Annotated in this window: 13 protein-coding genes; 1 reads left to right on the forward strand and 12 read right to left on the reverse strand. The window is 29.7% G+C overall.

The window, feature by feature from the left end; translation table 11 throughout:
- Positions 1-6: 6 nt before the first annotated feature.
- The 5 genes from ACTG46_RS13005 to ACTG46_RS13025 form a co-directional block, all read right to left on the reverse strand.
- Positions 7-282: a hypothetical protein gene (locus ACTG46_RS13005; RefSeq protein WP_054277114.1), complete on the reverse strand. Its 276-nt coding sequence runs from the start codon at positions 280-282 to the stop codon at positions 7-9.
- Between the two features lie 135 nt (positions 283-417).
- Positions 418-1,914, reverse strand: coding sequence for a 4-hydroxybutyryl-CoA dehydratase/vinylacetyl-CoA-Delta-isomerase (abfD, locus tag ACTG46_RS13010; protein WP_479922967.1), 1,497 nt, complete (start codon positions 1,912-1,914; stop codon positions 418-420).
- Positions 1,915-2,007: 93 nt separating this feature from the next.
- Positions 2,008-3,399: an aldehyde dehydrogenase family protein gene (locus tag ACTG46_RS13015; protein ID WP_054277115.1), complete on the reverse strand. Its 1,392-nt coding sequence runs from the start codon at positions 3,397-3,399 to the stop codon at positions 2,008-2,010.
- 31 nt (positions 3,400-3,430) lie between these two features.
- Positions 3,431-4,975 carry an acetyl-CoA hydrolase/transferase family protein gene (locus ACTG46_RS13020; RefSeq protein ID WP_054270943.1) on the reverse strand — a complete coding sequence of 515 codons (1,545 nt, stop codon included), beginning with the start codon at positions 4,973-4,975 and terminating at the stop codon, positions 3,431-3,433.
- A 26-nt stretch (positions 4,976-5,001) separates the two neighbouring features.
- On the reverse strand, positions 5,002-6,387 hold the full coding sequence (locus tag ACTG46_RS13025; protein WP_479922968.1) for an aspartate-alanine antiporter-like transporter: 1,386 nt from the start codon (positions 6,385-6,387) through the stop codon (positions 5,002-5,004).
- A 432-nt stretch (positions 6,388-6,819) separates the two neighbouring features.
- Here ACTG46_RS13025 and ACTG46_RS13030 point away from each other — a divergent pair, with 432 nt between their 5' ends.
- Positions 6,820-7,692 (forward strand): LysR family transcriptional regulator, encoded by an 873-nt coding sequence (locus ACTG46_RS13030; protein ID WP_054270945.1) that lies wholly within the window; start codon positions 6,820-6,822, stop codon positions 7,690-7,692.
- A gap of 176 nt (positions 7,693-7,868) precedes the next feature.
- Here ACTG46_RS13030 and ACTG46_RS13035 read toward each other — a convergent pair whose 3' ends face one another.
- The 7 genes from ACTG46_RS13035 to ACTG46_RS13065 form a co-directional block, all read right to left on the reverse strand.
- The gene (locus ACTG46_RS13035; protein WP_479922969.1) at positions 7,869-8,468 is read right to left on the reverse strand and encodes a hypothetical protein; all 600 of its coding nucleotides are present in this window, start codon (positions 8,466-8,468) and stop codon (positions 7,869-7,871) included.
- Between the two features lie 112 nt (positions 8,469-8,580).
- Positions 8,581-9,660, reverse strand: a complete 1,080-nt coding sequence (locus tag ACTG46_RS13040) for a M24 family metallopeptidase (RefSeq protein ID WP_054270947.1) — start codon at positions 9,658-9,660, stop codon at positions 8,581-8,583.
- Between the two features lie 418 nt (positions 9,661-10,078).
- Positions 10,079-10,654, reverse strand: a complete 576-nt coding sequence (locus tag ACTG46_RS13045; RefSeq protein WP_054270948.1) for a flavodoxin family protein — start codon at positions 10,652-10,654, stop codon at positions 10,079-10,081.
- Between the two features lie 253 nt (positions 10,655-10,907).
- The gene (locus tag ACTG46_RS13050; RefSeq protein ID WP_479922970.1) at positions 10,908-11,324 is read right to left on the reverse strand and encodes an arsenate reductase ArsC; all 417 of its coding nucleotides are present in this window, start codon (positions 11,322-11,324) and stop codon (positions 10,908-10,910) included.
- Positions 11,311-11,661 (reverse strand): thioredoxin family protein, encoded by a 351-nt coding sequence (locus ACTG46_RS13055; RefSeq protein WP_479922971.1) that lies wholly within the window; start codon positions 11,659-11,661, stop codon positions 11,311-11,313. Before ACTG46_RS13055 ends, ACTG46_RS13050 begins: the two co-directional genes overlap by 14 nt.
- Before the next feature lie 19 nt (positions 11,662-11,680).
- On the reverse strand, positions 11,681-12,697 hold the full coding sequence (locus ACTG46_RS13060) for a permease (RefSeq protein ID WP_479922972.1): 1,017 nt from the start codon (positions 12,695-12,697) through the stop codon (positions 11,681-11,683).
- A 78-nt stretch (positions 12,698-12,775) separates the two neighbouring features.
- Positions 12,776-13,078: an ArsR/SmtB family transcription factor gene (locus ACTG46_RS13065; protein WP_407811546.1), complete on the reverse strand. Its 303-nt coding sequence runs from the start codon at positions 13,076-13,078 to the stop codon at positions 12,776-12,778.
- Positions 13,079-13,142: the final 64 nt, after the last annotated feature.

Below are 13,142 nucleotides of genomic sequence, written 5' to 3' on the forward strand. Positions count from 1 at the left end.
TCTTTTTTAAGTTTCACAAATTGCTGATTCAATTATATTTATAGCTCTTTCTATATGGCTAAAATCCCATATCTTAATACACTCATTTTTTACTTTATATTGTTGATAGGATGCGCATAAAGTTGCGCATCCTCCAATTATAAGTAACAAATCATATTCCACATTTTCTTGTGCTATACTAAAATCTACTCTACCATCGAAGTGCTCTTTGATTATTGTAAGAGCCTTCCCTCTTTCGTATCTAGGGTTACAGCCCCCACAAAATCTAACTCCACAGGTCATCGTGTAAATTCTCCTTCTAAAAATATCTTTATCTAACAATCCACTACTATTTTATAATTATTTCTTATCCCATGTATTTTTTCATTAATTAAAATCGATATACTTTTCCCTTTTATATATCAACTTGTAAATTTCCTATAAATTTAGAGCTTTCTCTTTTTTTATCCCTGCAATTGTCTTAGCTAACTCTTTTTTCTGACCTATATTTCCTTGTCTTGAAATCATTATTCTTTGGGCTTGTGGTGAACCTGCTCCATGCATTGATTCAGTTCTATAACCAACAGCAGATGAACCAAGACATATATTTTCTAAGAATCTTAATATTCTCATTCTTTCTTCTGTTGAAGCTACTGAAGAAGCTTTAAAGTACTTATTACATACTTCGCCAATAGTCATTCCACTTGTTCCAACTTTAAGGTCTGATTTAAAGTCTTTTTCTGAAGGCATAGTAACCATAAGACCACCAGCTATATCTTCTGCAAGTCTTACTATTTCATAAGGGAATCTAGTTACATTCTGTTTACATACATTTGCAAGAAGTAAATCTATTTGATAGTTTCCAGCTTCTGTCTTATGCCCTTCTGATGAACATGCTATACCACAACAATATAAGCTTTCATTAAGATGAGTCATTTCTATTAATTTATCTTTTATATGTGAAGCTTTATTTGCTCCATTATAATCAGCTACTAAAGCTGCTGCTCCTATTATTACATCACCTACACCTACTTTACAACCACCATAACTTTGTCTGTGGTATCCAGCAAATCTCTCAACTAACATACCAGAGAAATCCCACTCTCCACATAAGAAAATTCTATCATTTGGAACAAATACATTATCAAATACTACTAAAGCTTCCTGACCACCAAATTCTTTATTTCCTAAATCAACATCTGCGCCTTCTTCTAATTTTCTAGTATCACAAGATTGTCTTCCATAAATCATGAACACACCCTCAGCATCTGAAGGAACTGCAAATGATACAGCATAGTCTTTATCTGTTTCTGTCATACTTATAGTAGGCATTATAAGATGCTCATGTGAATTTATTGAACCAGTTTGGTGTGCCTTTGCTCCTCTTACAACTATACCATCTTCTCTTCTTTCTACTATATGAAGAAACATATCTGGGTCAGGTTGAGCACTAGGTGACAATCCTCTATCTCCTTTAGGGTCAGTCATAGCACCATCAACTACTAAATCGTTTTCTTGTATATAAGTTAAGTATTTTACAAAATTATCATGATACTTAGTTCCATGAGCTTTATCACATTCAAATGTTGTTGAATACACTGCATTAAATGCGTCCATACCAACACATCTTTGGAAACAAGAAGCTGTTTTTTGACCACATAGTCTTTGCATTTTCACTTTTTTCACTAAATCATCAGTACTTTGATGAAGATGCCCAAATCTATTTATTTTTTCGCCTGTAATATTTGAAGTAACTGTCATTAAGTCTGCATATTCTGGGTCATGAGCTAAATCATAAGTTGCTGCTACACAATTTATAGATGGTCTAATCATAGGATGGTCAACCCAATTTTTAACCTCTTCACCAAACATATAAACCTTAGTGTTTAATTTTCTCAAACTTTCAATATATTGAGCTCCTGTCATTAATGCCATAATAAAACCACTCCTTTTTTTATAAAATTTTTTATTTATGTTAATTATAATACTTCCTTCTTATGTCTGTTTCTTAATATTTTTTTCTAAATCCTATCCCCAAAGTTCTTCATCTGTAGGAACTTCATTTTCTGGCATATAATAAGCAATTCTAGAAATATTAATTAAATGCTTATAATCAAGATTTTCAGAAATACTGTTATTTCCCCAAGAGCCACAACCTAGAGTATTAGTAGGTGCAAGACCATTAAAGAAACTTCCTCCAGCACTAGTAGCACAACATTGATTAATAACGAATCTTGATACCTCTATATTTTCTCCTGCATATTCTATATTTTTAACTGTATTTGAATGGATAGATACACTATGCCCTTTTCCCTCTACATTTAGATTTGCTTTTGCAATAGCTACACCTTCTTCAAAATCTTTATACTTATATGCAGATATAACTGGACACATCTTTTCTTTTGCAAGTATATCCTCTTCTCCTGGACCATCAGCTTCTATTACTATTATTTTTGTATCTTCTGGAATTTCAACACCTGCAATTTTTGCAATTGCATGAACAGATTGACCTACTGCATCTTTATTCATAGCTTTATTTATAAACATAGCATTTCTAAAAGCTTCTTTCTGTGCATTATCTCTAACTATAAAACCTTTATTATTTTTAAATTCATCCATTACTTTATCAAACATTTCTTCTGCTACTATCACTGATTGCTCTCCTGAACAAATTATACCATTGTCAAATATTCTTCCTGCTATAATTTTAGGTACTGCTTCTTTAATATCTACATCTCTATCTATAATACATTGAACATTTCCTGCACCTACTCCAAGTGCTGGTTTTCCACTTGAGTATGCGGCTTTCACCATTCCCATTCCACCAGTAGCAATTACTACATCTGCTGATGAAATTAAATTTCTTGTATTTTCTCTTGATTGTTGGTCAAGTATTTGTATTAGATTTGCTGGCGCTCCTATTTTTTCTAATTCTTCATTAATCATATCTACAGTTTTAGTACTGCATCCAATTGCTTTATGGTGTGGTGTGATAATGATTGCATTTCTTCCTTTAAGGGCAAACATTGCATTACTCATAGGTGTAACGATTGGATTTGTACAAGGAGTTATTGCCGCTACTACTCCAATTGGTTTAGCTACCTTTGTTATTCCAGTTTCTCTATCTATATCAATTATACCAACTGATTTTTTATCTTTTAGATTGTTATATATAACCTTTGCTTTACTTTTATTTTTAGCTACCTTGTCTTCATATACTCCCATTCCAGTTTCTTCTACAGCAAGTTTAGCTAAGTATTCAGCATTATAATACACTACTTTCCCAACTATCTTTACTATTTTATCTACTTGCTCTTGAGTATAACATTCAAACTCTCTTTGAGCTTTTCTAGCTCTCTCAATATAACCATTAATATATTCTTTACTTAAATCTTCAAAGTTTTCTATTGCTTTTTCCATTTTAAATCTGCCTCCCATTTATTAAATATTTTTATAATGCACTTTTAAAAGTTTCAGACTTTTTCATTGTACCTGTATTCATAAATTTACTATGCCATGATAAAGCTTCATCCAATATGTGAGGAGTTTGTTTTGCTCCATTTTGACAGGCTCTATTTAAATAATCTCTAAGTTGTTCTTTATAATCTGGATGAGCACAATTTTCTATTATTTTTATAGCTCTTTCTCTAGGCGCAAGACCTCTTAAATCAGCATATCCCTGTTCTGTTACAATTACCATTACATCGTGTTCAGTGTGGTCTACATGAGATACCATAGGTACTATTGATGATATATCACCATTTTTTGCAATTGACTCAGTACTAAATATAGTTATTGCTCCATTTCTAGCAAAATCACCAGAACCGCCAATTCCATTCATCATTTTTGAACCCATAATATGAGTAGAATTTACATTTCCATAAATATCAACTTCAATTGCAGTGTTCATTGCAATTACTCCAATTCTTCTAGCTATTTCTGGATTATTACTAATCTCTTGAGGTCTCAATATAATCTTATCCTTAAATAAATCAATATCTTCTTCAAATTTTATTAACCCTTCTGGTGATGGACTTACAGACGTAGTAGACGCCATTGTAACCTTACCCATTCTTATTAAATCTAACATAGAATCCTGCACAACCTCTGTATAGCAAGTTAAATTTTCAAATTCAGATTCACATAATCCATATAAAACAGCATTGGCTACACTTCCTACACCAGATTGAAGTGGAAGTAGATTTTTTGACAATCTACCTGACTTTACTTCTTCTTTCAGAAAAGCGATAATATTATTTGATATTTTTTTTGAAGCTTCATCTACAATACCTAATGGACGTGTCTTATCTTGCATATTAGTGATTACGATTCCTGCAATTTTATCTAAGCCACAAGGTATATATGTTGTTCCAATTCTATCTTTAGGATGATTTATTTCTATTGGCTTTCTATGTGGAGGATTTTCTGTAATATATATGTCTGCCATTCCTTCCATTTCCATTGGTTTTGAAAGATTTATTTCAACTATTACTTTATCTGCACTTTTTATAAAAGAAGGTGAATTACCAATACCACTGGTAGGTATAATATCTCCATTTTCGGTTATTGCAAGTGCTTCTACTATAGCTACATCTACTTTAGGTATAGTTCCATAGTTTAAAAATTGAGTAGAATGACTTAGATGCATATCTATATAATTAACAACACCTTTATTAATGTTATTTCTAAGTGTAGAATTAGTCTGATAAGGAAGCCTTCTTTCAATTATACCTGCTTCTGACCATGCCCCATCTACCTCTGGGCCTAAAGATGCACCTGAATACACAGTTAACTTTATCTTTTCTCCTCTTTTAGCCCTTTCTGCAACTGCTAATGGCACTGCTTTTGGATAACCTGAAGGTGTAAATCCACTAAGTCCAACAACCATTCCATCATTTACAATTTTAGCAGCTTCATCTGCATTCATAATTAAATCACATAACTTTTCATTTCTTAATCTTTCTCTTAATTCTTCAAATACGCCTTCATTATTCATAAATATCCCCCCATATAAAGTCTTATTTACATTGGAAGTTTGTGTAAAACTATAACCAATATAACTTTAGTTAACAATGCAAATGGATACGTGGCTCCATAACCTGCTGCTGGGTCATCACTGTCAAGAGCATCAACAGCTGCTCCAAGACCTGGAGTTGATGTCATACCACCACAGACAGCTCCAGATAGTAAAATCCAGTTTAATTTAAATATATATTTACCAACTAAGAATCCTATCATCATAGCTGTAACACCCACTACTATTGCTACAAAAGCCAGATGCATACCAGATGTCATAATTGAATCAACTACTTTACCACCATATCTTAATCCAACTATTGCTAAGAAAAACACTAGACCTATCTGCTTTAAAATGTTTAAAACCTTTTCTTCCATTCTAAAATTTACTGCCCCTATCTTACCTACATATCCAAGTACTAGAGATACAATTAGTGAACCACCTGTAGCTCCTAATGTGAAGTATCCTAATGGTCCCATAAATACATGTATTCCTCCTACTAAATATCCAGCCAAACATGTTAAGAAAAATGTTATTATATTAAATGGAACTTCTGGTATTGTTTTACCTGCAACGCTCTCTCTTGCTTCTTTCATTTCTTTTTCATATTTTCTTCTTTCTTCTTTAAGGTCCATCCTAAATATTTTTGGAAGGAAATTTACACCTAATATTACTATTAAAACTCCAAAAGGATATGCAACTGCATGCCCTATACCAACACCTGCTTCAGCATACGCAATATATTTATCTATTTGCTCTTGAGTTAGTGATGTAGTTGTATTTACATCTAATTTTCCTTCTGGGTCAACAACTTTTAAAATTTCTTTCTTATCTTCTATTGAAGCTTTTTCAAACTCCTTTGATACATCTTCTGCATGTTTACCAGCTGTTTCTAGAGCAGCAGCTAATCCAGGTGAACTTGTTAATGCCCCTGTATAAACACCAGAAACTTCATAAGCACTGCTTCCTTTGTTACTTGATAGTAAAGTCATTGCATAAGTCATAGAACCTCCTATAAAAGTTATAAGAACTCCTAAAACTACAAATCGTGCTCCATACTTCTTTAATACAGCTTTCATATCTTTTGCAGCTAATAAACCAACTGCTGCAACAAATATTATCAAAAAGAAATCAAAGAAGTCAGGAGAAATAATTCCATTTCCCATCATGACAGTTGCTGCCTTATACCCTGCTGCCGTTTCTCCTTTTGCTATTACTGAATTCCCCAAGCTATATGCAAGCCACCCAATAAATAATCCTGTAAATAATGCTCCTGATACCCCAAAATTAAACTTCCCAAATTTAATCTTTCCAAATAAAATTCCTGTAATTACAGCAGCAAACATAAGGACAAAAGGATTCATTAAAAAATCCATTAACTCAAACTTCACTAAATCACTCCCTTTCATCGTTATTAAATTAACAATTATTACTAAAAAATATATTTCTCCTTTCTCCCTAAAACTTTATTTTGTTATTAAATTAACATTACTAATTAAAAAAATTTTCCCTTATTAATATCAATCTTTTTCTTTAGGATTTAATTAACAATCTAGTCTCGAAAATAATTGTTTATTTTTAAATAGTTAAATTTTTAATATTCGTTGCTATAACTCGATTACAAATTGATTGTCATCAAAGTATATCAGCTATTTTCTTTTGTTAATTTAATAATAGCACTATTCTTAATAGATTGAAAATATCAAAAACTTATGATATGATAGTTTAAAACTATCCTATTTTTTTACAACAATATACAAAACTTATATTGTCGTTAATTATATACTTGTCACTAATACATAAATGAAAGGAATTAATATCCAATGAATATAAATTATTTATATTATTTTCAAACAGTTTGTAAATATAAAAACATGACCAAAGCTGCTGAAAGTATTCATATTTCCCAGCCATCCATAACATTAGCTATTAAAGAATTGGAAAAAGAACTTGGTTTTGAGCTTTTTTACAGAATAGGAAACAAAATAGAATTAACTCCTGAAGGAAATATTTTCTTAGACAAATCAAAAAACTTTACAAGACAATTTGAAGATTTTCAAAGTGATGCACTAGACTTAGGAAAAAAGAGAAAGGCCTCTCTTAAAATAGGCATTCCTACAGTCTTAGGTACTTTTTTACTTTCAAAAATACTTCCTAGATTTAATGTAATTTATCCAGACATAGAACTTAAAATCTTTGAAGTTCCAACATTTGTTGGAGCTAAAATGATTGAAGAATCTTCACTCGATTTTTGTATTGGCATAATCGATAGTGATATTTATGATGATATAGATTCAAAAACAATCTACAAAACAGAATTGTATTTAGTTACAAATCCAAAAAATGAATTGGCAAAACAACCTATTATTTCAAATTATATGTTAAAAAATGTACCTTTTGTCATACTATCTGAAGGTTCTTATCATTATAAAATTATAACAAAAAGGCTTGAAAAAGCTAAACCAAATATAATTTTGCATTCAAATCAACTTTCTACTATACGTTATTTATTAGAAAATAACTTAGCTTCAACAATATTGTATAAAGAAATATTTCAAAATACAGAAAATCTCTGTTCAATTCCATTAGAGCGTGCAATTACTGCAAATATTGGTGTTCTTTGGAGAAGAAATCAGTACATATCTCATAGTATGAGACTTTTTATTGAATATATGGCATCTATTCATATAAATTAGTTTCATTTATGTTATATAAATACAATATTTAATTTAAATAATACACCATAAATATTGTAGAGTATCAGCATAAAAATAAAATATATAATCTCAGAAAATTATAATTGTATACATTTACATCTAAATATTATTATACTGATACTTCTAACAATATTTTTTAATTGTTAATCATGTTTTTAATCAGGTCTACTTGGACAACCTAACAAAAAACCCACGCATCCTGATACAAAATCTCTCATCTGTGAAATAGTACCTAAAGAAGCTGGAGCTATAGTTGTAAAATTCCTCACGATAAAAAGTACTATTAATGCTACAACACAAATTACAGTAGCTATAATAATTTGTAATTCACTGGTTTCTCCTTCTTCAATACCTTCAATTTTATTAGCAGATACTTTATTTTCATAATTATCTGTCTCTGAAGTAAATCCAATGGTATTTTTGACATTCATCACATTATTTTGATTTGATTCTTGACCTTTATTAGCTGAATTATCATCTATAAAAAGATTTGAAGATACATCAGTATTTATATATTTTCTTGAAGGTCTCTTTATAAAATTAGCACTTAAAAAGTATCCAAATATAGCTGCTGAAGTTGTTCTTACTACTACATCAATGGTTGTAGTATCTTGTGAATTTACTTCATTGACAAATAAAGTGTATATAGATTGAAACATGAGTATTGCCATTACAATTATTAGACATCTGTCAATTAGTTTGATTTTATACCAGGCTTTTTTTATATTTTTTATAAATTTACGTTTTTTATACATGGATATTATCACCTCTCACAATAAAATTAAGCCCTCTTTACTATAATATGTAAAGAGAGCTTAATGGTGAGATTATGTTATATTTTATGTAAAAATATATATAAAAAACAAATTATTTGTCTAAAATCATCAAATCTTTAGGGAATTTAGTAAGTCTTTCTGGTCCGTTTTTGGTAATCAGAACAGTATCTTCTATTCTAACTCCACCCCATCCAGGGAAATAAATACCTGGTTCCATTGTTATTATACATCCTTCTTCTATAGTTTTATCACCATAATTACCAATGAAAGGCTCTTCATGAACATCTCTACCAACTCCATGCCCTATACCTTGATAATAATAATCTTCATATTTTTTAACAACTTTTCTTATTTCAGCATCTGGAATTGTAGCATGTACACCAACTTTCATGTTTTCAACACCTACATGTTGTGCTTCTTTAACCAAATTATATACCTCTAATTGCTTTTCAGAAGCTTCTCCAACTATAAAAGTTCTAGTTGTATCAGATATATAACCATTATACATAGCTCCATAGTCTATAAGTACAAAATCTCCTTTTTCTATGACCTTATCACTAGGTTTACCATGAAGTAATGAAGTCTTTGCACCTGATATCAATATAGTCTCAAAACCTATATTTTGTGCTCCATTCATCTTCATAAAATACTCCAATTTTGTAGCCAATTCAATTTCACTAACTCCAGCTTTTATATGTGGAATCAATTCTTCTAACGCCTTATCTGCTATCTCACATGCTTTTCTTGTATTCTTGATTTCTTCTTCATCTTTTACATATCTTAATGTCTCTACAATATTTTCTGTAGGTATTAATTCTCCATTATCTTTCTCAATCAGATTTTTAAGTTCCTCGTATTTATCAAACACTATATTAGTTCTTTCAAATCCAAGTTTCTTTATACCTACTTTGTCACACACGCTTTTTACTGCTTTTGCCACACTTCTGTCAAAGTTATGCCAATTTATAATTTCAAAACCTTCGCAAACATTTTCTGCAAGTTCCATATATCTACTATCAGTAACTAAGAAATTACCATCTTTACAAATCACTGCATATGCTTCCTCATCAGGAAAACCACTTATATAATTTACATTAGTCTTCTTTGTTAAATATAGTGCATCAAGACCTTTGGATTCCAATAATTCAACTACTTTTTTTACTTTGCTCATGATTTTGCCTCCAAATAATAAATTTTACCTCAGTTATATTATATCATTAATTAGTGTTCTTTTTTATCTAATAGATACTTTATTTCTAAAATTTTTTCATATCTTTCTAACTTTATTTTAAGATTTCATTAGTTTTATCTAAGATATATTCATAAGTTTTGTCAATACTTATGAGGAATTTTTTTCATTATATATGTGGATTAACCAAAATTTAGTACTTACAAAAACCTCGTTCCTTATGACTATATTGAAAATGAATGTTTTTTGGTTATGAAATCGCTCATAAATAGAGTGTTTATGTTGATAATTCAAATTTTTATATGAAAATTTTAAGTAAAATAGTTACAAATATAATTATAAGAAAGATAAGGAATTATTACAATATTTACCGTTTTTCAATTAATATCTGAAGTAGATTTTATATATTAATATCCTTTGATATTTTAAATCCAATGTTATAAGCTTTTTTTAATACTTTAGGATTATTTTCAATTGAATTTTTTTCAAATGCTTTAGTAGCAATTATAGTTTTATAATGATTTAAACCCATTCCTTTAAGATGCTTACTTGTATATCTAAAATATCTTTTAAAAAATATTGATAAAGGTGCTGCTTGAGTATAAACCATGATTATTTTTTTATTTCCAAATCTAGGTATATGTTTACCTTTATCTATTGTTGTAAGTGGATAAAGTCTATCTAATAATAACTTGGTTTGAGCTGATACCTGACATATATAAACTGGCGAACCTATAATTACATACTCAGCTTTTTTTATATCTTCATATACTTGAATCATATCATCTTTAAGTGAACATGAATAATTTTTTCTACAATATAAACATCCTTGGCAACCTTTTATATTCATATCATTTAAGTAATACTTTTTTACATCAACATTATTTTTGTTTGCTCCTTTAATTATTTCATTAATTATTGTATCTACATTACCATTTTTCCTTGGGCTTCCTACAAATGCTACTATTTTAGACATTTTCAACTCTCCTATTTAATATATATTTGCTATATTAAGAAATATTTGCTCCAAATATTTTTCTTTTTCTTCATATCTTCAATTTGAAAATTATTATAAAATATCGTATCTATTTTATTTATTGTATTTTCAGGTATTTTAATAACATTATCTAATTTTTTAGTGTTTGATACGAATCTAGTTCAATATTATATTACTAATTTACTGCTTATAAGCAAGATTAATAATTGTATAAAAAAGAGAAGTTGATATTTTAATTAGTACTATTCATTTTGATTCTTTTGGAAAGTAACAATATTTTATCTAATATTTCATTTATCACAAAGATAAATTCTTCATCACTTTTCCCTGTGGGGTCATTTATTCCCCAATCTTCTCTATATATACATGGAATATATGGACATTCTACATTACACCCCATTGTAATAACAATATCAACTTCGGGTATGTCTTTTAATAACTTTGAATATTGCTCTTTTTCCATATCTATATTATAAATTTTTTTCATTAAACGTACAGCATCTTGATTTATTTGTGATTTCACCTCAGTACCTGCTGAATAACTTTCAAAAACATCTAAACCTAGTTTCTTTCCTAATGCTTCTGCTATTTGGCTTCGACAAGAGTTATGAACACAGATAAAAGCTACTTTAGGTTTATAGGCTACCATGTTTTTCCCTTTCTATAATTGATTTCACTTCATCAATTGTTAATACCTTACCATATGATACAACCTTGCCATTCATAACAAGTGCAGGAGTGCTCATTACTCCATAGCTAGCAATTTGAGTAAAATCAGTTATGTGCTCAATATTTAAATCTAAATTCATTTCTGAAATTGCTGTACATGTTGCATTTTCTAAAGCTATACATTTTGCACAACCAGAGCCTAGAACCTTGATTCCATCTTCTTTCTTTGTCATTTCTGCATGTTCCATAGTTTCTGATGTACAATCTCCACTACAGCAACATGATTTTTTTTCTTCTTTTTTACCAAATAATTTCATCTTAATTTCCTCCTAGTTTTTATAATATTAAAAATGTATGCAAAACATTGAACAAATAACCAACCACGATAATACCAATTGTACAGATAGCTATAAATAAAGCCAGTAATTTTGGTTTTACAGCTTTTTTAAGCATAATCATAGATGGTAAACTTAATGTTGTTACAGCCATCATAAATGCAAGTACAGTTCCTAATTGTGCACCCTTAATTAACAATGCTTCTGCAACAGGTATTGTTCCAAAAATATCTGCATACATAGGAACACCAACTAATGTTGCTAAAATAACACCAAACGGATTGTCACTACCTAGAATTGTTTCTATCCAAGTTTCTGGAATCCAGTTGTGAATTATAGCACCAATTCCTACACCTACTAAAATATAAGGGAATACTTTTTTAAATGTTTCACTAACTTGTTCTTTTGCATATTGAACTCTATCTTTTCGTGTCAAAGATGGTGAGTCAATATCTACATGACTTGCATTTTGTATAAAATCTTCAACATATTTTTCCATGTGCAATTTTTTGATAATAGTACCACCAATAACTGCAATTAATAGTCCAACTATCACATAGGCAATTGCAACTTTTGCACCAAATATACTCATAAGAAGTACAAGGCTACCTAAATCTACCATAGGGGATGAAATCAAGAAAGAAAAAGTAACTCCTAAAGGAAGCCCTGCACTTGTAAAACCTATAAAAAGTGGTATAGAAGAACATGAACAAAATGGAGTTACTGTCCCTAATAGAGCAGAAACAATATTTGCTCCAATACCATGAAAGCGACCCAAAATCTTCTTACTTCTTTCTGGTGGAAAATAACTTTGTATATAAGATATAATAAAAATCAAAATACATAAAAGTATAGTGATTTTTATAACATCATAAAAAAAGAATTGAACACTACCACCTAGTCGTGTAGTATTATCTAATCCTAAAAATGATAATGTGTTGCCAATAAGACTATTTAGCCATTTCATGCCAAGAATTTGGTCTTGAAAAAACAGTATGGCTATTTGTAATATTTCCAAAACAATTCCTCCATTCTATTTTTCATATCAATTTTATTTGATATGTTTTTTTTAATAAAAGCCATCTGTAGATGACTTTTATTTGCAAGATTCTGTATCTGTATTAGGTGTTGTGATTTCTAATAAACGCTTACTAGCATATTCACTGCCCTTTTTACTAAGGCTATAATGTGTCCATTTTCCATCTTGTCTTGGTGATACTATTCCTGATTCACACAATATTTTCATGTGATAAGATAGTGCAGATTGACCAATATTCATTTTATCAATTAAAACACAAGCACATTTTTCTCCACTCCTTAAAAGTTCGAGAATTAAAAGTCTTTTTTCATCACAAAGAGCTTTAAATATTTTTGCATCATCTTTATAGTTAATCATCATTTTTCACCTCTCATATCAAAATATTTTGATGTGTCTATCGTACTATATTAATATTGCTTTGTCA

Source organism: Clostridioides sp. LIBA-7678 (assembly GCF_056716065.1).

Bases quoted from the DNA above. Each gene is read 5' to 3' on its own strand.
- ACTG46_RS13005 (WP_054277114.1), bottom strand. From the start codon at position 282: ATGACCTGTGGAGTTAGATTTTGTGGGGGCTGTAACCCTAGATACGAA.
- abfD (WP_479922967.1), bottom strand. From the start codon at position 1,914: ATGGCATTAATGACAGGAGCTCAATATATTGAAAGTTTGAGAAAATTA.
- ACTG46_RS13015 (WP_054277115.1), bottom strand. From the start codon at position 3,399: ATGGAAAAAGCAATAGAAAACTTTGAAGATTTAAGTAAAGAATATATT.
- ACTG46_RS13020 (WP_054270943.1), bottom strand. From the start codon at position 4,975: ATGAATAATGAAGGCGTATTTGAAGAATTAAGAGAAAGATTAAGAAAT.
- ACTG46_RS13030 (WP_054270945.1), top strand. From the start codon at position 6,820: ATGAATATAAATTATTTATATTATTTTCAAACAGTTTGTAAATATAAA.
- ACTG46_RS13035 (WP_479922969.1), bottom strand. From the start codon at position 8,468: ATGTATAAAAAACGTAAATTTATAAAAAATATAAAAAAAGCCTGGTAT.
- ACTG46_RS13040 (WP_054270947.1), bottom strand. From the start codon at position 9,660: ATGAGCAAAGTAAAAAAAGTAGTTGAATTATTGGAATCCAAAGGTCTT.
- ACTG46_RS13045 (WP_054270948.1), bottom strand. From the start codon at position 10,654: ATGTCTAAAATAGTAGCATTTGTAGGAAGCCCAAGGAAAAATGGTAAT.
- ACTG46_RS13050 (WP_479922970.1), bottom strand. From the start codon at position 11,324: ATGGTAGCCTATAAACCTAAAGTAGCTTTTATCTGTGTTCATAACTCT.
- ACTG46_RS13055 (WP_479922971.1), bottom strand. From the start codon at position 11,661: ATGAAATTATTTGGTAAAAAAGAAGAAAAAAAATCATGTTGCTGTAGT.
- ACTG46_RS13065 (WP_407811546.1), bottom strand. From the start codon at position 13,078: ATGATGATTAACTATAAAGATGATGCAAAAATATTTAAAGCTCTTTGT.